Annotated in this window: 14 protein-coding genes; 13 read left to right on the top strand and 1 reads right to left on the bottom strand. The window is 59.4% G+C overall.

Annotation, left to right across the window (positions count from 1 at the left end):
* The first annotated feature begins 188 nt into the window (after nt 1-188).
* From dnaA to HMPREF3039_RS08865, 7 genes are all read left to right on the top strand, one after another.
* The gene (gene dnaA, locus HMPREF3039_RS08835) at nt 189-1595 is read left to right on the top strand and encodes a chromosomal replication initiator protein DnaA (RefSeq protein WP_067569881.1); all 1407 of its coding nucleotides are present in this window, start codon (nt 189-191) and stop codon (nt 1593-1595) included.
* A gap of 156 nt (nt 1596-1751) precedes the next feature.
* Nucleotides 1752-2687 carry an ABC transporter ATP-binding protein gene (locus HMPREF3039_RS08840; RefSeq protein ID WP_067569882.1) on the top strand — a complete coding sequence of 312 codons (936 nt, stop codon included), beginning with the start codon at nt 1752-1754 and terminating at the stop codon, nt 2685-2687.
* A 48-nt stretch (nt 2688-2735) separates the two neighbouring features.
* On the top strand, nt 2736-3518 hold the full coding sequence (locus HMPREF3039_RS08845) for an ABC transporter permease subunit (RefSeq protein ID WP_067569885.1): 783 nt from the start codon (nt 2736-2738) through the stop codon (nt 3516-3518).
* 40 nt (nt 3519-3558) lie between these two features.
* A complete protein-coding gene (locus HMPREF3039_RS08850; RefSeq protein WP_067569887.1) occupies nt 3559-5136 on the top strand; it encodes a DUF7088 domain-containing protein in 1578 nt (525 codons plus the stop codon).
* 27 nt (nt 5137-5163) lie between these two features.
* Nucleotides 5164-7230 (top strand): DUF4340 domain-containing protein, encoded by a 2067-nt coding sequence (locus tag HMPREF3039_RS08855; RefSeq protein WP_067569889.1) that lies wholly within the window; start codon nt 5164-5166, stop codon nt 7228-7230.
* Nucleotides 7231-7246: 16 nt separating this feature from the next.
* Nucleotides 7247-8020, top strand: coding sequence for a Nif3-like dinuclear metal center hexameric protein (locus tag HMPREF3039_RS08860; protein ID WP_067569891.1), 774 nt, complete (start codon nt 7247-7249; stop codon nt 8018-8020).
* 13 nt (nt 8021-8033) lie between these two features.
* Nucleotides 8034-8996 carry an RluA family pseudouridine synthase gene (locus HMPREF3039_RS08865; protein WP_231863895.1) on the top strand — a complete coding sequence of 321 codons (963 nt, stop codon included), beginning with the start codon at nt 8034-8036 and terminating at the stop codon, nt 8994-8996.
* Nucleotides 8997-9042: 46 nt separating this feature from the next.
* Here HMPREF3039_RS08865 and HMPREF3039_RS08870 read toward each other — a convergent pair whose 3' ends face one another.
* The gene (locus HMPREF3039_RS08870) at nt 9043-9579 is read right to left on the bottom strand and encodes a TlpA family protein disulfide reductase (protein ID WP_067982511.1); all 537 of its coding nucleotides are present in this window, start codon (nt 9577-9579) and stop codon (nt 9043-9045) included.
* 454 nt (nt 9580-10033) lie between these two features.
* On the opposite strand from HMPREF3039_RS08870, the gene pheA reads away from it, so the two are divergent.
* The 6 genes from pheA (at nt 10034) to HMPREF3039_RS08900 (ending at nt 18716) form a co-directional block, all read left to right on the top strand.
* The gene (pheA, locus tag HMPREF3039_RS08875) at nt 10034-11191 is read left to right on the top strand and encodes a prephenate dehydratase (protein ID WP_067952082.1); all 1158 of its coding nucleotides are present in this window, start codon (nt 10034-10036) and stop codon (nt 11189-11191) included.
* Between the two features lie 55 nt (nt 11192-11246).
* Entirely contained in the window at nt 11247-12899 is a 1653-nt protein-coding gene (locus HMPREF3039_RS08880) for an alpha-L-fucosidase (RefSeq protein WP_067569895.1), read from the top strand.
* A 24-nt stretch (nt 12900-12923) separates the two neighbouring features.
* Nucleotides 12924-15236: an NAD-dependent DNA ligase LigA gene (gene ligA / locus HMPREF3039_RS08885; protein ID WP_067569897.1), complete on the top strand. Its 2313-nt coding sequence runs from the start codon at nt 12924-12926 to the stop codon at nt 15234-15236.
* Nucleotides 15237-15651: 415 nt separating this feature from the next.
* Nucleotides 15652-16260, top strand: coding sequence for a CDP-diacylglycerol--glycerol-3-phosphate 3-phosphatidyltransferase (gene pgsA, locus HMPREF3039_RS08890; protein ID WP_067952083.1), 609 nt, complete (start codon nt 15652-15654; stop codon nt 16258-16260).
* A gap of 447 nt (nt 16261-16707) precedes the next feature.
* Complete coding sequence (locus HMPREF3039_RS08895; RefSeq protein WP_067569899.1) at nt 16708-17973, top strand: DEAD/DEAH box helicase; 1266 nt, start codon at nt 16708-16710, stop codon at nt 17971-17973.
* Nucleotides 17974-18110: 137 nt separating this feature from the next.
* Nucleotides 18111-18716 (top strand): hypothetical protein, encoded by a 606-nt coding sequence (locus HMPREF3039_RS08900; protein ID WP_067569902.1) that lies wholly within the window; start codon nt 18111-18113, stop codon nt 18714-18716.
* Nucleotides 18717-19227: the final 511 nt, after the last annotated feature.

Consider the following 19227-nt stretch of genomic DNA (forward strand, 5'->3'; position numbering starts at 1 on the left):
TTTGGCGCTCCCGTCAGCCGGGATGTCGAGCTGGAGGCGGACGAGTTCGCCTTCTCCATTCCGATAGACGCCGCGAGTTTTCACGGATACGGATGAACTGTCATGTTCTATCCGCGTCCGGTCTCGCAGCCAGACGGGGAAAGCCCATATGAGCTTTACAACCAAACAACTTCATCATTTTCATAACAATGACCCCTTCATCCGAATTGCCAGCAGCATGGACCAAAATCACAGGAGCCCTTCAAACGATCATGTCCCCGGAGGTTTACGGACTGTGGTTCCCCAAATTTTCCCTGCTGGAAGATTCCGGAAAAACCCTGACGCTGGTATGCGATGATCCGATGGCCGCCCTGTGGGTGGAAAACAGCTACACGCCGGAACTGAAACAGGCTGCCATGCTGGCTCTGGGAGGGGAACGCAATGTAAAATTCATCTGCGCGGACGAGGTGGCTTCCGAACAGGAAACGGACGCGCCGGCACAGAAATCCTCCGTACGCAAAAAAAACGCCCAGCCGGAGGAATCCCCGGCCCGCACCGCCAAAAAGGCACGCCCCCAGGGAGCCAGGGCCGCATTGAATGATTTGTACACGTTCGACTCCTTCGTGATGTATGAAGACAGCAGGTTTGCGTACCAGGCGGCCATTTCCGCCGCCCAGTCGGAGCGCCCCCTCTTCAACCCCCTCTTTTTATACGGAAAATCCGGCGTAGGAAAAACCCATCTTCTGCAAGCCATCGGCCATGAAGTTCTCCGTCAGGAATCCTCTGCAAACGTGGTGTACGTGACGGGTGAACAATTCGCGAATGAATTCATTGACGCCTCCCGCACCCAGAACGGCCAGAGCTTTGCCAAACTGCGCCGCAAATACCGCAAGGCGGACGTTCTGCTGGTGGATGACGTGCAGTTCATTTCCGGCAAGGAAAAAACGGTGGAAGAATTCCTGCACACGTTTGACGCCCTGTTCCATGCCCACAAGACCATCGTGCTTTGCGCCGATGCCGCCGCCTGCGACATTTCCAACCTGGACGTCCGCCTGGCCGCCCGGCTGGAATCCGGCCTGACGGTGGAACTGACCCTGCCCGGCGACGAAGACCGGCTGGAAATCCTGCGGAGCAAGCGCGACCGTGCCGGAATGAACGTATCCGACGAGATTCTGGAATTCCTTGCCAGCCGCATCCAGAAAAGCGTGCGCCGGCTGGAAGGAGCCCTGCTCCGCGTAGCCACATTTACTTCCCTATCCGGAGACATGCCGGACATCTCCAAGATCGAACAGCTCCTGCGCGATATCCTCCGGGAGGAAACCAGCCGCGTCCTCTCTGTGGAAACCATCCAGAAACGCGTGGCGGACTTTTATGAACTGAAAGTGAGCGACCTGACCGGAAAACGACGTCCGAACAGCATTGCCTTCCCCCGCCAGATAGCCATGTACCTGAGCCGCCGCCTGACGGAATGCTCCCTGAAGGACATCGGCAACGCGTTCGGCGGCCGTGACCACGGTACCGTCATTCATGCCAACAAGCTCGTAGCCTCCCGCATGGAAAACGACGTCCGCGTCCGCGATATCGTACTCCGGCTGGAGGAAGACCTCCAGGGTTGATTTCCGCCCCTCCTTCTCCGGCGCCTCAGGGAAATTCCAATCCCTTGCGCCGTTCCCCTTCCCGCCGGCACCGCATCCGGCTCCGGTGATCAAATGGGAGAATTAGCTTGAGGCTGCGGCGGTTTGGATTAGAATCACCCTGTTCCCACTGATTCTATGATTCACGCCGACCAGCTTTCCAAAGAGTTCGGCCGCTTTCAAGCGGTTAAAAATGCCTCCTTCACGATTGAAAAGGGAGAGATTGTAGGTTTTCTCGGACCGAACGGCGCAGGCAAGACAACAACTCTGCGCATGCTCACCGGCTATCTTCCCCCTACCTCCGGAACGGCCTCCATCGCGGGATTCGACATTGTAAAAGACCCTCTGAACGCCCGCAAGCACCTGGGCTACCTGCCGGAGCACGTCCCGCTTTACGACGACCAGCGCGTGACGGAATACCTGAAATTCCGCGCACGCCTTAAAGGCATCTCCTCCAAGCAGATATGGCCGTCCGTCTCCAAGGTGGTGGAACAGTGCGGGCTGGACCCCGTGCGCCGCAAGATGATCCGCACCCTCTCCAAGGGCTACCGCCAGCGCGTAGGCCTCGCGGACGCCCTGCTGGGCGAGCCGGACCTGCTGATTCTGGACGAACCCACCAACGGACTGGACCCCAACCAGATCCGCCAGATACGGGAACTGATCAAGGGACTGGCGGAAAACCATACCATTATTCTCTCCACCCACATCCTCAGTGAAGTGGAAATGATCTGCAACAAAGTCATCATCATTGACCAGGGCACGATCAAGGCGGCGGACACCCCCTCCAACCTGACGGCCAACCTCCGCGCCGCCGGAAAAATCACTCTGGAATTCCGCGGGGACCTCCCCCTGGTCACGGAAAAGCTGGAAGCCATGGAACACGTCAAGAAAGTGATCCACGAAGGCACGGACGCCGACGGATGGCACACGCTCACCGTGCGCGCGGAAGCCGGAACGGACACCCGTGAAAAAGCCGCCCGGCTCCTGGCGGAACAGGGCTGCTCCCTGCGCCACATTTACCGCCATACTCCCACCCTGGAAGAAGTATTCGTGGAAATGACCCGCAAAGACTAACCCGGCCCTTCCCCCCTCTTCCCCTCAACCAGCACCCCTTTTCCTCTCATGTCACCGGTACTTACCATCTTCAGAAAAGAACTCAGAAGCTATCTGATGACCCCCTACGGCTGGGTCATCCTGGCCTTCATCGTGGCCCTGCAAAGCGTCTCCCTGTCCGGCACGCTCAAGGCGTTCCAACTGGCCCCGCAGAAGGAAGGCATTCTGTTCTTCATCCTGCATTCCCCCATGTTCTGGTTCTACTTCCTGTTCATCTTCCCGCTGATTACCATGCGTTCCCTGGCGGAAGAAGAGAAGACAGGCACGCTGGAATCCCTGCTCACCGCTCCCGTCAAAACCTGGCAGGTCGTTCTGGGCAAATACTTTTCCGCCTACGTCTTTTACATCATCCTGTGGCTGCCCATGCTGCTGTACCCGCTGCTCGCGGACTGGTCCAACCTGGTCGTGCAGTGGGCTTACGGATATGACGCCGGCATGGCCCTGCCCTACCGTCTGGCGGACTGGGCCGGAGCATACGCCATCCTGCTGCTGATAGGGGCATGGTTCACCTCCATCGGCATCTTTGCCTCCTCCCTCACGGGCAGCCAGATCATCTCCGGCATCATCACCATCGGCCTGCTGGTACTGATCTTCTTCATGGGCCTGATTCCGGTGGTCTGGGGGGAATTCCCCGCGGCGGGCATCTTCCACTACATCTCCTGCTCGGAGCACCTGGACCGCTTCTCAGCCGGGCTCGTCGACACACGCCCCCTTGTCTTTTACCTGACCATGACCGTCCTGACGCTGGCCGTCTCCATACGCATCATCGACCACCGCCGCTGGAAACATTGACCGCCCTCCCTGCCTTTTCACCCCCTTTCCATCTCCATCTATGAGTGAAACACCAGCAACACCCGCCCCGGCGCCCCAGGAGGAAAACCGGCCTGCCGCCCGCAAGGTCAGGCGCCCCTGGATGACGTGGATCAAGCTCTTCCTGCTGTGCATCATTGTCATCTGCCTGAACTACGTGGGCTGCCACGAATACTACCGCCGGGACCTTACGGAAGACCAGCGCTATGACATTTCCCAGCAGAGCATCAACATGCTCCAGTCCCCGGAAATCCAGAACCGCAAGACTCCCATCAAAATCACCTTCGCCTTCCTGCGCACCACGCAGAACTACACCCGCATGCGCTCCCTGCTTGAGGAATACGAACGCTATTCCAACGGCAAAGTGGTGGTGGACTACGTGGACCCCCTGCGCCAGCCGAACAAGGCCCGTGAGATTTCCATGATCTACGGCGTTGAATTCCGGAAAAACCAGGTAGTCATTGACGCCCGGGAAGACACGGAAGTGGCCCTCAAGGACTCCGCAGGCAACTACCAGCCGGACGCCGCCCATGTGCGCATCCTCTCCGGAGACTCCTTCATCGTGTACGCTCCCGGACCGGACGGCAAGAGCATGAAAGCCGTGGCCCTTCAGATTGAGGACATGATGACGGCGGGCATCTTCGGAGCCGCCAACGGGGAACCCCGCAAAATGTATATCGCGGCGGACAAGAGCAACTTCAACGAAGCCATGAGCAACAGCAATGAGGAAAGCATCTTCACCACCCTTTCCCGTCTCTGCCGCTCCGTCAACCTTCAGCTTGTCCCCATTCGCCTGGGCGGCCTGCAGGAAATTCCGGAGGATGCCGCCGGATTCATGATCGTCGGCTCCAAATACGATCTGACTCCCCAGGAGGCGGAAGTTCTGCAAAGATACTGGGACAGGCCGAACGCCGCCCTGTTCATCATGCTGGAACCCCAGCAGGACACCCCCAAGCAACTGTACAGATTCCTCCGGGAACAGGGGCTGCGCCCCCAGAACGACCGGGTAATGCTCCGCAACAGAAACAAGCGCTCCGTATTTGAAATCAACGCCATCTTTGCACCGGGACTGAACTGCACCAGAGAATTCTGGAACTCCAGCACCGGGCTGGAAGGGGAAAGCATCTCCCTAATTCTGGACTCGGACAATGCCGCCATGGAGCACAAGCGCATCACGCCGTATCCCCTGCTGGTGACCACGGAGGAATATTACGGGGAAACCAAGTACAACCAGTTCCCCGTCCAGTTTGACGCCCACGAGGACAACCCGGGCCCCCTGATGATCGGCGCGGCGCTTATCCGCGGCAATTCCGGAGACGTCAACCAGACCAAGACCACCGGACGCCTGGTTCTGCTGGGCAATACGGACCTGCTCCAGCCCCGGCAGATCAAGCCGGAACAGCGGGACTTCGTGCGCACGCTCATCGCATGGATGACGGACCGCGAAGAACTGCGCGGTCTGGGGTCCCGGCATGACCTGACCGTCAAGCTCAACCTGGACCGCAACGCCCTCGGCGTCCTGGAACTCCTGACAAACATCGGGCTGCCCCTGCTGGCGCTTCTGATAGCCCTGATCATCTGGAACACGCGCCGCCATTAACCCGTCACGCCCCATTACCGGAAGCACATGCGCATACTCCGCTTCATCCTTCTCGTCCTTGTCACCCTTGCCGCCATCGGGGCGGCGGTGCTGCTGACCATTGACGGCAACCTGTCCCGCATCATCGGACGCACCGCCTTCAGTTCAGGAGAACGGCTCTTCCCCTACACCAAGGAGGAAATGAACGAAATCTCCTGGATGCGCATCAACTGTGGCGGGGACATGGCGGAATTCCGCCGCAGGCCCAACGGCGTATGGTGGGGTGAGAAACCGTGGGACGACCGCATGGACCCGCGCGCCGCGGCGGCCATCCTCCAGTACACGTACTCCACCAGCATTGTGGATGCGCTCCCCCTGCACAAGATTGACTCCGCCTCCCTGAAGGAATTCGGCGTCAAGACCACGCCCATCACCATCACTCTGAAAGAAATGAGTGCCGACGGCAGGCGTTCCTCCACCATGGCGCGCTACACCCTGGGGTCCACAGCCCCGTGGCTGGTGGACGATCCGGAGAACCAGACGACGGACGATACCACCTACATGCAGACGGACTTTTACGGCCGCGACTCCCGCATTCTGGTGGGCACCGGCAACATCCTGCCCCTCTTCAAGTCCGGCATCCGCCAGCTTCGGGACCATCGTCCCCTGCTCATCCATCCGGCGATGCCCGCCTCCATTGAAATCAACAACAAGGGGCAGCGCATCGCCCTGGAACGCCCCTCTCCCGATCCCAGGACTCCCTGGAAAATCACCTATCCCCTCCCGCTGGACACGGACCCGCAGATGATGGACGTCCTGCTGGGCACCCTCCAGAAACTGACGGCCGTGCGCGTGTATGATCCGGAGGAAACCAGCGTTCCGGACATGACGGACGACCAGGTCACCTCCGTTTCCATCAGGAACTTCACGGGGCGCCTTGCCGGAGACGGCAAATCCCTGGCCGTGGAGGAAAAGCCCGTCACTCTCCGCATTTATCCTCCTTCCGACAACAGCAACCTTGCCGAACTGGTGAAAGCCACCGTCTCCGACCGCAAGGCCGTCTTTGAACTGGCCCAGACGACGGGAAGCAACAAGGAAGTTCCCGGCGTCCGGAACATTCCCCTGGACCTCAACCTGCTCCGCTCCAAGCAGCTCACGGACATCGGAGACTACAAAATCACGGGGCTTTCCATCCGCCGCAGCCTCCAGGATTACCCGACCATCGTCCGTTTTGTCCAGGGAGACGAAAAGACCGGCCAGCAGCCCACATGGATGTACACCGCGGAAGGCTCCCGCTACCAGGAAGTCAACCCGGACCACCTCGTTTCCCTGCTGAAAACCGTGAAAACGGGCAACGTGGCCGGATTCGCCTCCGACAAGGCCACGGACCTTGCCGTGTACGGCCTGGACAACCCGCTCCTGACGCTCACGATGTCCCTGCTGCCCAAGCCCAATGAAGAGCCGCGCCCCCCGGTCACCGTCTTCTTCTCCAAGGGAACGGACGGCTCCTGGTACGCCCGCCAGTCCGGCAAGCCCACGGTCGTCATGCTGGACAACGAATACATGAAAAACTTTACGGCGAACGCGCTCGCCTGGAAAAAGAAGAGCCTCCTGTCCTTCAACAGGTACAACCTCAAGGAAATGCACCTGGAACGCATCGGCTCCGGGGGGCCGCTGGTCCTGAAATTCGACCGTCTGGACGACTCCTGGACGGCCAGCAAGGACGGCAGGGACGAAACACTGAACATCAACCCGAACCGGGCCAACCGCTACCTGGACGAACTGGAAAAAATGGAGGTGGTCTCATGGCTTCCCTACACGAACCCCGAAGCGCGCGAAGCCCTGAAAAAACCGGTCTTCCGCCTGAAACTCGTCATTCAGGTGTACAAGGACGCCTCCCGGCAGGAGCACCGGGAAATCACGGGAAAAGACGGAATCACCTTTTCCGCTGAGCCGGAAATGGAGGAAAAAACCATCTCCATGGAAATAGCCCCTGCGGGAGAAGCCGGCTTCAGCCGGTTCTATTACGGAAAAATCAACACGACGCCCTATTACTTCATCCTGAACATGGACTCCGTCCGTCTGCTGGGCGCCTCCCTGGCGGAAGACAACTAAAATCTTCGTTCACCACATGAGCATCAATCTGAGCGCAATCACCGCTTTTCTGGACAAAACCCTGTCCGTGGACTCCATCCCGGACGCCTCCCGCGCCCTGAACGGCCTTCAACTGGAAAACGAAGGCGCCGTCTCAAAAATAGCCGTTGCCGTGGACGGTTCGGAAAAAACCATCCATGCGGCCCTGGATCTGGGCGCGGACCTGCTCATCCTGCATCACGGCATCTTCTGGCAGGACATGCAGCCCGTCACGGGCATCTCCTACCGCAAGCTGAAGGCGGCCATGGACGGCAACCTCGCCATTTACTCCGCCCACATCCCGCTGGACGTTCATCCGGTTTACGGGAATAACGCCCTTTTGGCAAAGGCATGCGGCATCCGTCCTGCCGGGGAGGGATTGGACTACCACGGCGTTTCCATGGGCGTCTGCGGGGAATTCGCCGGCACCTGCCGGGAGCTGGCGGAACGGCTGGAATCCGTCCTCGGAGCGCCCGTTCAAACCTTCTGGGCGCAATCGGAGGAAGCTCCGGCCGGAAACGTCTTCATCTGCTCCGGCGGCGCGGGAAACGAACTCGTCCAGGCCGCCAGGCTCGGCTGCCGCACCTACGTGACCGGGGAAGGCTCCCACTGGAACATCCCCATGGCTGACGAACTGGGCATCAACCTGGTCTTCGGCGGCCACTACTTCACGGAAACTTTCGGCGTCAAGGCCCTGGGACAACTGCTCAAAGACGTGTACGGACTGGATTATGCCTTCATCGACATGCCTCCCTCCGCCTACAGCCATTGATCAAACGCCACGGATGATGAACCTGACCACGGACGACGCCGACGGAAAAATTCGCCTGGACCAGTATCTGGCCGCCCATCTGCCGGAACTCTCCCGCTCCAGAATCCAGGCCCTGATCAAAAGCGGAGATGTACAGATCAACGGTTCCGCCGCCAAACCCAAAACGCCCGTCAGCCGCGGGGACTCCATCTCCGTCAACATCCCAGAGCCGGAACCGGCGGAGGCCAGGCCCCAGGACATTCCGCTGGACATCCTGTATGAGGATGAAGACGTGGTCGTCATCAACAAGGAAAGCGGCATGGTGGTGCATCCCGCCGCCGGCAACCCGGACGGCACCATCGTAAATGCCCTGCTCCACCACTGCGGGGACCTCTCCGGCATCGGCGGAGTGGAGCGCCCCGGCATCGTCCACCGTCTGGACAAGGATACCTCGGGATGCCTCGTCATTGCCAAAAACGACGGTGCGCACCAATCCCTGACCGGGCAATTCGCGGCGCGCAGCACGGAAAAGCGCTATCTGGCCGTCGTCCAGGGAATTCCCCGCCAGAGTTCCGGAACCGTCTTCACGCACATCGGCCGCCATCCCGTCAACCGCCTGAAAATGGCCGTGGTCAATCCCGGTTCAGGCAAGGCCGCCATCACGGACTACGACCTGCTTTGTGCAGACCCCGCTACGGACTCGGCCCTCGTCCTGTGCACCCTGCACACGGGCAGAACACACCAGATCCGGGTGCATATGCTTCATCTGGGCCATCCCCTGATCGGAGACCCCATTTACGCCAAGCCCTCCAGGCAGAAGGCACAGCCCGGCAGGCTCATGCTCCACGCCTGGCGGCTGGGCTTCGACCACCCGCGCACGGGAAAACGCATGGAATTCGAGGCTCCCGTTCCTCCGGAATACACGCCCTGGCTCCAGCTTTTCCCCAACGCCATCCCGGAACCCAGGCCGGTACCGGAAGACCTGGAAGGGGAATAAAATTCTCCTTCCGGCAAACGGAGAAAGGAAAACAAAAGCCGGAAGTTTACTTCTTTTCTCCCTCTTTCTTGCAGTGCTTGCGCCAGTCGTCCAGAATCTTGGCGGGATGTCCGGTAATCACGGGCTTGCCCGTATTGTCCACAATGCCCAGGCGCGGAATTGTCCCGCCGGGGGCATAACCGGGAATGCCGTTGCCCTTCTTGGGCTTGATGATGGGGAATTTCATCCGTTCCTCCTTGGCCCATGCCTTGGCGGCCTCTTCCGTCTTGTCACAGGAAAACAGCACCAGTTCCACATCGTCCGACTGCCGTATCTTACGGTAGGTCCGCACGACATGGGGCATCTCCCTGCGGCAGGGGCCGCACCAGCTTGCCGAGTAAAGAAAAAGGTAATACCTGGCCTTCGTATTCGGCCTGTCCTTGGTCAGATAATCGGCTTTTTCCAGAGCTTTTCCCACCGGAGAAGAAGCGGCGTCCTCCGCCTTGGCGGCCGGAGCATCGGCATACACGGAAAAAGTTCCTGCAACGCCGCAGCCGGCCAAAACCAGAGCAAGGGAACATATCTTGATAGATTTTTTCATCATATTGTTCATTATCAATTATCCACTAAAACGTCAACAAGGAATGCAGGAACACGCTCCCCTGGAAAAACCTGCATGCTGCGTAGATCGTGCATATGCGTCCTCCTTCCCTTCCGCAGGCGGACCACTCTGTCCTCCACTTTTTCAGAGCCATTCAATCGCACAAGCAACACTGCGGCTCCCACGGCAGAGTGCCAAAGGCCTCTTACCGCGGCTGTTTATTTCAAGACACTGCGGCTCTTCCTTCAATGCCTCAAAGAAACGGCAGGAAAACATCATGGCCGCGGCAGTTATTAACAATGGCGTTTTCATCCTGTTGAATTGCCCTCAACTTACTAGAAACGTCTCGTCCGGACAGGATCAATCCACAACTGGAGCTCCGGGCCTTTGAACTTGATTTGCAGACGGGGAACCGCTACCCTGAACCGACTTTCAACGCATACCCCCGCACAGAAACATGGAGAACACGCACCACGGAGAATCCCCCTCTCCGGACACCCCCGCCCCGCAGCAGAAAAACGGAAAAACGGACGAACAGACCATCGCCCTGACCAAGGCGAGGCTGGCCATTGACGAGGTGGACGCCCAAATCGTGGAACTGCTTAAAACCCGTGCCCAATGGGTTCATGAAGTCGGCCGGATCAAGAAAGCGGACAATTCCCCCATCTTCGTCCCGGAACGGGAGACGGCTCTTCTAGGCAAGCTGAACCGCCTGAATGCGGGCGTTCTTCCGGAATCCTCCCTGCAAGCCATTTACCGGGAAATCATCTCCTGCTCCTTCTTCCTGGAAGGGGGGCTGACCATCGCCTATCTGGGCCCCAAGGGAACCTGGAGCCACCAGGCGGCGCTCAAGCAATTTGGAAAAAGCTGCGAGCTTATCCCCTGCCAGAGCTTCAAGGACGTGTTTGACATGGTGGACCGCGGGAAAGCCCAATACGGCGTGGTGCCCATAGAAAACTCCTCGGAAGGCTCCGTGACCGCCGTCATGGACCTCTTCGTCACCTCCAGCCTGAAAATCTGTGCCCAGATCAATCTGAACATCCGCAACAGCCTGATGGCCGCCATTCCGCGCGAACACATCCGCATCCTTTATTCCCATCCCCAGGTTCTCGGACAGACGCGGGACTGGATTCTCCGGCGCTACCCGAATGCGGAGCTCGTGGAAACCTCCTCCACCACCAAGGCCAGCATCCTGGCCAAGGAAAACGCCGCCATGGGCGCGGCCTCCCTGGGCTGTCCCCTCGCGGCGGAACTGTTCGGCCTGAACATTCTGGAGGAAGACGTGCAGGACCAGGCATGCAACACCACGCGCTTTGCCGTCATCGGCCGCCAGGACACCCGGCCCAGCGGCCGGGACCGCACCTCCCTGCTGATCCGCATCCAGCACAAGCCGGGAACCCTGGCGGAAGTGATCGACTGCTTCCAGCGGCACGGCATCAACCTGATACGCATTGAATCCCGCCCGTCCAAAGCCATCAACTGGGAATACGTCTTCCATATAGACGCCGTGGGACACGCCCTGGAATCCCCGCTCCGGGAAACCCTGGAGGAACTGGAACAGCACTGTTCCATGCTGAAAATCCTGGGCAGTTACGCGGACACGGACGTTGTCTGATCTGCGCCGCCTTCCTCTTCCCTTTACAGAACCAGCACCTATTTTCCGCAAAACCATGAACATTTCCACAATCGCCGCACTAGCCCTCTCCCTGGGACTTCCGGCCTGGTCCCAGCAGCCCGTCACCAAAATCGCCCGGGAAAACGGCCAGCCGGCGCTGGCCCTGGACGAAGGATTTGTTCGGGAACTAAAACAGGAAAGTTCCATCCACAAAGCAGACGGGGGCACACCCCCTGCCCCCGCCGGGTCCCATGCGGAACCATGGAGCCATGTATTCTCCCCTTCAGTTCCGGGACTGCCCATGGCCGCCGACTCCAACCATGCCGCCGTCAGGGAAACCGCGGCGGAACGCAACCGGCGCATGAAGTGGTGGAGGGACGCCAAATTCGGCATGTTCATTCACTACGGCCTGTACTCCGGACTGGCCGGAGAATGGAAGGGCAAGCCCGGCGGTTCCGAATGGATTCAGAAAAACGTGGAAGTGGATACGGACACGTACGCCTCCGAAGCGCTCCCCCTCTTCAAGCCGCGGGAAGGAGTCACGGAAGAATGGGCCCAGCTGGCCCGGGATGCGGGCTGCCGGTACGTGGTGCTCACCAGCAAGCACCATGAAGGCTTCGGCCTCTTCGACAGCGCGCAGACGGACTATGACTCCAAAAGCCAGATCGACCGGGACATCGTCCGGGAATATGCGGAATCCTGCCGCAAGCGCGGCCTGAAGGTAGGCCTGTACCACTCCGTGATCGACTGGCACCACCCGTCCTACGACAACACGATCTGCCCGGACCTCTGTTACCCCGCTGGACAGGCGGAAATGCTCAAAAAAAAGAACATTCCGCGCGACCACACCGCCTACCAGAAATACCTGCACGCCCAGGTGAGGGAACTGATGACCAGCTACGCCCCCATAGACATCATGTGGTGGGACTACTCGCAGGGGGCCATGGAAGGAGAAAAAGGCTGGAAGGCCCCGGAACTCATGGAAATGGCACGCTCCCTCAATCCCGGCGTCATCATGAACAACCGCCTGTACGCCTACTCCGGGCTGAACCAGAACCAGGCGGGCACCCTGGACCTGCGCTGTGGGGACTACATCACTCCGGAACGCTTCATTCCGCGGCACGGCTATCCGGGCGTGGACTGGGAGACCTGCATGACGGTGAGCGACAAATGGGGCTATAACCGCTATGACACCAATGTCAAATCGCCGGAGGTCATCATTGAAAAACTCGTAGAATGCGTCACGAAAGGCGGCAACCTGCTGCTGAACGTCAACCCGAAGGCGGACGGCACCGTTCCGGAAAAAGTGGCCACCGCCATGCGCGGCGTAGGACAGTGGCTCAAACTCAATGCGGAAGCCGTGTACGGCACGCGCGCCTGGACGGAACTGGACCAGCCCGCTTCCATCAATGAACAGGGGGACATCTTTGTTTTCCTGATTCCCCCGCCGGACAAGGGCCCCGCGGAACCGCCCAGCGAAGGAACCATGAAGGAACTGACGGAAGGCACGGAATACGCCCGCATGCAGCCCCTGGACGCCACCGGATATGAGGACGATGAAGGAGTCTCCGTCACCCTGCCGGCAGGCTATACCAAAGCCGTCCTGCTGGGCGACAATGCCGCCCTGCCCGTTGCGGATGGAAAAATCCTGTTCAAGGCCCACGAACACTCCAAATCTCCCTGTTCCGTCATCAAACTGAGCAAATAGCAACCTTTTTCACTCATTCTCTTCATGGAGGAAGACCTTTTTTCCCTGGCAGACCGCAGGCAGGACGGAACGGAAGAGGAAGCCGTGCGCCGGCGCGCGGAATTTCTGCGCTTGGAGCTGCGCCGCCATAACAGGCTGTATTATGAACAGGCGGAACCGGAAATCTCCGACGCAGAGTACGACGCCCTTTTCCTGGAACTGGAAAAACTGGAACGGGACCATCCCGAACTGGCGGAACCGGATTCCCCTACGCGGCGCGTAGGAGGAGCCCCCCTCCAGGGGTTCAACCAGATCAGGCACGCCGTCCCGATGCTCTCCATTGACGACATCTTCGAACAGCGGGATGCCCTGATTCCGGACGAGGAATTGGTGGAATTCTACAATAAGCTGGTCCGCACGCTGGGAACGGACGCCGTTCCCGTCTCCGTGGAGCCCAAGATCGACGGCGTGGCCCTGTCCATCATGTACCGCAATGGGCGCATGAGTTATGCGGCCACGCGCGGGGACGGCGAGGTGGGGGACGACGTAACGGCCAACGTGCGCACCATCCGCACCATTCCCCTGACCCTCCCGGCAGACGCTCCCGCCGTGCTGGAAGTGCGCGGAGAAGTCTTCATGCCCAACGAAGCTTTTGCCAAGCTCAATGAAGAGCGGGACGCGGAAGGTCTGCCCGCCTTCGCCAACCCGCGCAACGCCACCGCGGGAACGCTCAAGCAGCTGGACCCGCGGCAGGTGGCGGCGCGTCCCCTGGCCTTCCTGGCCCACGGGCTGGGCGCTTACGAAGGACCGGAGCTCAAGGATGTAAAAGACTTCTGGGACATGCTCCGCCATTGCGGCATTCCCTGCAATGAACCGGTACACTATATGGACACGCTGGAAACCACCCGCCAGGCCGTCCGCGACATCGACAGGGGGCGCCACTCCCTGCCCTACGGCACGGACGGCGCCGTCATCAAAATCCGTTCCATGGCCACGCGGGAAGCGCTGGGAGCCACGGCGCGCGCGCCACGCTGGGCCGCCGCCTACAAATTCCCCCCGGAACAGAAGGAAACCACCCTGCTGAACATCGTCGTCCAGGTGGGGCGCACGGGCGTGCTCACCCCGGTGGCGGAACTCCAGCCCGTGCTGCTCTCCGGCTCCACGGTGGCGCGGGCCACCCTGCACAACCAGGATGAAATCGACCGCAAGGACGTCCGCATCGGTGACACCGTACTGGTGGAAAAAGCGGGGGAAATCATCCCCGCCGTGCTCAAGGTAAACCTCTCCAGGAGGCCGGAAAACTCAAAGCCGTACAGCATTCTGGAAGCTACGGGCGGCCTCTGCCCCGCCTGCGGCAACCCCATCATGAAAGAGGAAGGGAAAGTAGCATGGCGCTGCACCAACTTCACCTGCCCGGCCCAGGCCGTCACGGGCATCACCCACTTCTGCTCCCGCGCTGCGCTGGATGTGGAAAGCATCGGTTCATCCGTAGCGGAGGCCCTGCGGGGCTCCGGCCTGGCCGACTCCGCGCTGGACCTCTTCTCCCTGACGCTGGAACAGCTTGCCAACCTCAATCTGGGAACGGCGGAAGAACCGCGCCGCTACGGGGAAAAAAATGCGCAGAAAGCCCTGGACGCCCTGCAAAATGCGCGGGAACTCCCTCTGGAACGCTGGCTCATCGCCTTCGGCATTCCCCAGATCGGTGAAGTGGTGGCCAAGGCGCTGGCGGATACGCACCCGGACCTGGACCATGTGGCGGCATCACCGTATATCAGGGACATCATCCGGCTGGATGAACTGGTGGAATCGGCGCTCAAGGCCAACCCCAATACCCGTGAAAACCGGAAAGCGGTCCGGGAAGGCACGCTCTCCGCAGAAGAAGCGCAACAGCGCTACAAGGAACTGACGGATGAAATCGATGCGCTGACCGGCCCCTACCTGGAAACGGGCTATCTCCGGAAAAACACGGGAAAACTCAGCTACGGCTCGGAAATAGGAGTGGCTGCCGCCAAATCCCTCAACAGCTTCTTCAACTCAGCCGCCGGCCATCGTACGCTGGACGTTCTTCATGGACTGGGAATCAATCCACAATCCCAGTCATACAGGGCCAATCTTCTGGAAATCCCGGCAGGCGCCCTGTCCGGCAAAACCTTTGTCATCACCGGCACGCTCAGCCAGCCGCGGGACTACTTTGAACGGCTGATTGCCGAACACGGCGGAAAAGCCACAGGGGCCATTTCCAAATCCACCTCCTACCTGCTGGCCGGCAGCGGAGGCGGCTCCAAACGGGAGAAGGCGCTCAAACTGGGCGTTCCGGTCATTTCGGAGGAAGAATTCGGCAAGCTCATCGGCAACTGACAGGAGACCGTACAGTACTCCCTGCCGGATAAACGGTTCTTCCCGCAACGAGGAAACCGGAACCTGCATTTTCTGTATCCCGGTTTCCATCCGGTCCGGAAATCAGCCCCTTCTCCGGAGCTACTGGAACAAAAAAGGCGCGGAACCGGACATTTCAGAAAGCCCGGATTCCCGGCCTTCCAGCCGCTTCTCCAGAAGGAGTCGCCATCCTGCCACCCCTTTTCTCCCCTCCTGCACGGAGAAAAAGCGATCCTTCCTCCGGAAATCTGCGGAATACGGAAAAACGCGGCTTTCCATGAACTTCTCCGCCTTTCCCTACCAGCCTTTTTCCTCCCCATCTTTCAGACAAAATTAATTCCCGGAGTATGCAAAAAACGCTTGCTACGAAACTCCATCTGCGCCCTAATGTCCGCATATGCTGAACCTGCCGAATACCATTACCCTGACGAGAATCGCGTTGGTGGTCGTCTTCACGGCAGTCATCAGCCTGGCGGCCCAACATCCCTGGGGATATCCGGCCGCTCTGATCGTCTTTGTGCTGGCCGCATGTACGGACTGGCTGGACGGCTATCTGGCACGCCGCCTGAACCAAGTCACTACCTTCGGCAAGCTCATTGACCCCCTGGCGGATAAAATAGCCGTCTCCGCGGCTTTCATCTACCTGACGGCTGCCGGGCTGTGCCCGTTCTGGGTCACCATCATTATCATCAGTCGGGAATTCCTGGTCACCGGCCTGCGCCAGATTGCCCAGGACCACGGCGTCATCATTCCCGCAGGAACTTCCGGAAAATGGAAAACGGCCTTCCAGCTGGCCTTCTGCATCGGCTGCCTGCTGGCGCTGACCTGGGTGCACACGCCGGAATACATTCCGTCCATCCTGTCCCCTGTGGCCTCCCTCTGCCACTGGCAGGGCGACGGAATCGCCAACTTCCTGTACCAATTCACGCTCTGGGGCGCCGTCATCCTGACCGTGTACTCGGGGGCCGTTTATTGCGTGGGTGCCCGCCGTTTTCTGAAAAGCTAGAAACGGCGGAAAAACAGTGAGGCATGGAGGAAATTCCCGCCTTCCCATCCATGACTTATCCGCAAATGCGGGAACATATTGTTTTGCGGAAAAGAAATAAAAGACATGGAACACTTGTTGCGCCGCAGGAAGGAAAAACTGTCAATAATTACAGAAAATCAATGGTATATAAAACAAATATAATAAACAGAACATCCCGGTAAACAGGCACGTCAACGTACCGGAAGTTTTTATTTCCCTTGACGCCGGAGCGCAGCCGTGATTTTATTAATCCGTTCCCGCTGAATGGAAGCTTGGTTGTTCATTTGATGGTCATTGCGGTTGGCGGGATACGGGCGTCTCCGTATTGATTCTTTCAGTATCGCTTCCGGCGGATTTTTTCCCTGCCATTTTGTGATTCCGTCAGTTCACTGCAGCCGGGACGCATTCACAGATAAAGAAATCAATATGGTATCCACCACATTCAGGGAGCTTGGCTTGTCGGCTCCCATTCTCCGCCAATTGGAGAAACTGGAGTACAAGACCCCCACCCCCATTCAGGCCGCCTGCATCCCCATGCTGCTGCAGAAAAAGGACCTGATGGGACTGGCGCAGACCGGTACGGGAAAGACCGCCGCCTTTGCCCTGCCCCTCATTCAACACTTTTCCGAACATCCCGCCAAACCCCGGCCGCGGAAGGTCAGGGCGCTCATCCTGAGCCCCACCCGGGAGCTGGCTTCCCAGATTCACGACAACATCACGGCGTATGCCAAGGGACAAAACCTGTCCACAGCCGTCATCTTCGGCGGCGTGGGGTATGCTCCCCAGTTCCGCAAACTGGCGGCGGGCCTGGACATCCTGGTCGCTACGCCGGGCAGGCTGATCGACCATCTGGAACGCCAGACCGTCAATCTGGACCAGGTGGAAACCCTGATTCTGGACGAAGCCGACCACATGCTGGACATGGGATTCGCTCCGGCCCTGAAAAAAATCGTGGCCAAAATTCCCCGGCAGCGCCACACCCAGATGTTCTCCGCCACCATGCCGGACAACATCCGGCAACTGGCCCAGGCCTTCCTGCAGGAACCGGAAACGGTCATGATCACGCCTCCCTCCGCCACGGCGGACCGGGTGGAACAATCCCTCTGCATGGTCCGCTCCCAGGCGGACAAAAGGCCCTGCACGCTGGACCTGCTGGAACAGCGCCAAACTCCGGGACGCACCCTCATCTTCACCCGCACCAAGCACGGGGCCAACCGTCTGGCCACCTTCCTCACCGGCAGGGACTATCCGGCCTCCGCCATCCACGGGGATAAAAGCCAGGGCACGCGGGAGCGCATGCTCCGCGAATTCCGCTCCGGGGAAACGCCCATTCTCGTCGCCACGGACATCGCGGCCCGCGGCATCGACGTCAAGGACGTCCAGCTCGTCATCAACTATGACCTGCCGGCGGAATCGGAAGTTTACGTACACCGCATAGGCCGCACCGCCCGCGCCGGAGCCGACGGACAGGCCATTGCCCTGTGCGCTCCGGACGAAGTCGGCAAGGCCCGGGACATCCACAAGATGCTCGGACGCGTCCTTCCCGTGCACGCCTCCAGCACGGAACTTCCGGCAGAACTGCTGACCGTTCCCGGTGCTAACAGGAGGCAGAAAAATTCCGCCCGGGAAAACGGCTCGCCCTCCCGCAGGCAATCCCGTAACGGATACAGCCGCAGCCGTTCACGCAGATAGGGCAAGGACGCCGAAAGAATCCGGATTTTAACCATTCAAAAAAATATTTGAACGCAATCCGGGGGAAAATGGTCCCACTTGCTACAGACGGTCCGCCGGGCCGTTGCAGCCGGGAAACCCAAACCAAGGTTTCACTCATGAAAATCCTGTCGTTAATCACCAAAACGCTGTGCGCGGGCACAATCAGTTCCCTCGCCTGCCAGGCCGCCGTTCTGGCTTACGCGGATGAAGTGCCCTCCACCTTCGTGGAAGGCAAGCATTCCCCGGAAGTAGCCAGTTACGTGCAGAGCATCGCAGGCGTGGCGCTGGCATCGGGAATTCATGATTATGACGAGAACGCAACCAACAGCTATCAAGTGCTTGCCCAGGTACTCAACAGCGGCAATGTCACCAACCTGCCGGACGACCTGAAGCGGGCCATTGAGATGCTGACCAGCTACGTTCCCGACCCGAATGCAACCATCCAGCCTATCCTGACCAAACAGCAGATAGAGCGCATGGAACACATGGCGGACCGGATCGAAAACCTTATTGAGGAAAAATACGGGGTGGACCTGGAAGACTGCATGAAAATCATGCAGCATGCGCTGGCTCCTTCCATCCCCGCCATCCTCCGCTCCTGTGACATGGAAGGCGCCAAACTGCCGACCACCACGGTTTTCCGCCCCAAGCTGGGCAAGGCGCTGAGTGAAGCCTACGCCAAACTCGCCGCGCCAGCACTTCCCGCCGCCAAGGCGGATTGACCGAACCATCAAAGACGACCGGGAAGATGATCCCGATTCTACGGCATGCGGAACCCACAACGGTTCCCTTACTGAATAAGCCGAAAGAAACGGGATGATCTCTCCGGCCGCCTGGAACGGTCCCGCCGCCGCACCGGCGACCACGCAACACTTTCCGGATGTCTCCGATCCAGAGCCGATCCTTCGGAACGCGGTGCCTGCTACGCACCCATTTCATTCCCAAGCAACGGCCTGCAACATCGGCACAACCGGGTGATGCACTCCCACAGGCCCTGTCCCCGCACCGCGGAGGGACGGGGCCTCTTTCATTTCCGGAAACGCCTCCTTTCACCCATATTCGTCCCCGGTTTGCGCCTCTTCCCGGTTCCGTGAAAAACGACGCGGGACCTCCGCAGCCTTCCCCACTCTTATTTAAAAAGCCGTGGACTTTTTGCACCATTCATGAAAGAAAGATTTTCAAGACCCGGTATCTATGGCAAACTGGGGATTCTATTCCTCCCTCACATACTAT

The organism is Akkermansia sp. KLE1798 (assembly GCF_001580195.1).
Taxonomy (GTDB): Bacteria; Verrucomicrobiota; Verrucomicrobiia; order Verrucomicrobiales; family Akkermansiaceae; genus Akkermansia; species Akkermansia biwaensis.

What these genes read in the sequence shown, in the direction of transcription:
- dnaA (WP_067569881.1), top strand. Translation starts at nt 189, where the DNA reads ATGACCCCTTCATCCGAATTGCCAGCAGCATGGACCAAAATCACAGGA.
- HMPREF3039_RS08840 (WP_067569882.1), top strand. Translation starts at nt 1,752, where the DNA reads ATGATTCACGCCGACCAGCTTTCCAAAGAGTTCGGCCGCTTTCAAGCG.
- HMPREF3039_RS08845 (WP_067569885.1), top strand. Translation starts at nt 2,736, where the DNA reads ATGTCACCGGTACTTACCATCTTCAGAAAAGAACTCAGAAGCTATCTG.
- HMPREF3039_RS08850 (WP_067569887.1), top strand. Translation starts at nt 3,559, where the DNA reads ATGAGTGAAACACCAGCAACACCCGCCCCGGCGCCCCAGGAGGAAAAC.
- HMPREF3039_RS08855 (WP_067569889.1), top strand. Translation starts at nt 5,164, where the DNA reads ATGCGCATACTCCGCTTCATCCTTCTCGTCCTTGTCACCCTTGCCGCC.
- HMPREF3039_RS08860 (WP_067569891.1), top strand. Translation starts at nt 7,247, where the DNA reads ATGAGCATCAATCTGAGCGCAATCACCGCTTTTCTGGACAAAACCCTG.
- HMPREF3039_RS08865 (WP_231863895.1), top strand. Translation starts at nt 8,034, where the DNA reads ATGATGAACCTGACCACGGACGACGCCGACGGAAAAATTCGCCTGGAC.
- HMPREF3039_RS08870 (WP_067982511.1), bottom strand. Translation starts at nt 9,579, where the DNA reads ATGATGAAAAAATCTATCAAGATATGTTCCCTTGCTCTGGTTTTGGCC.
- pheA (WP_067952082.1), top strand. Translation starts at nt 10,034, where the DNA reads ATGGAGAACACGCACCACGGAGAATCCCCCTCTCCGGACACCCCCGCC.
- HMPREF3039_RS08880 (WP_067569895.1), top strand. Translation starts at nt 11,247, where the DNA reads ATGAACATTTCCACAATCGCCGCACTAGCCCTCTCCCTGGGACTTCCG.
- ligA (WP_067569897.1), top strand. Translation starts at nt 12,924, where the DNA reads ATGGAGGAAGACCTTTTTTCCCTGGCAGACCGCAGGCAGGACGGAACG.
- pgsA (WP_067952083.1), top strand. Translation starts at nt 15,652, where the DNA reads ATGCTGAACCTGCCGAATACCATTACCCTGACGAGAATCGCGTTGGTG.
- HMPREF3039_RS08895 (WP_067569899.1), top strand. Translation starts at nt 16,708, where the DNA reads ATGGTATCCACCACATTCAGGGAGCTTGGCTTGTCGGCTCCCATTCTC.
- HMPREF3039_RS08900 (WP_067569902.1), top strand. Translation starts at nt 18,111, where the DNA reads ATGAAAATCCTGTCGTTAATCACCAAAACGCTGTGCGCGGGCACAATC.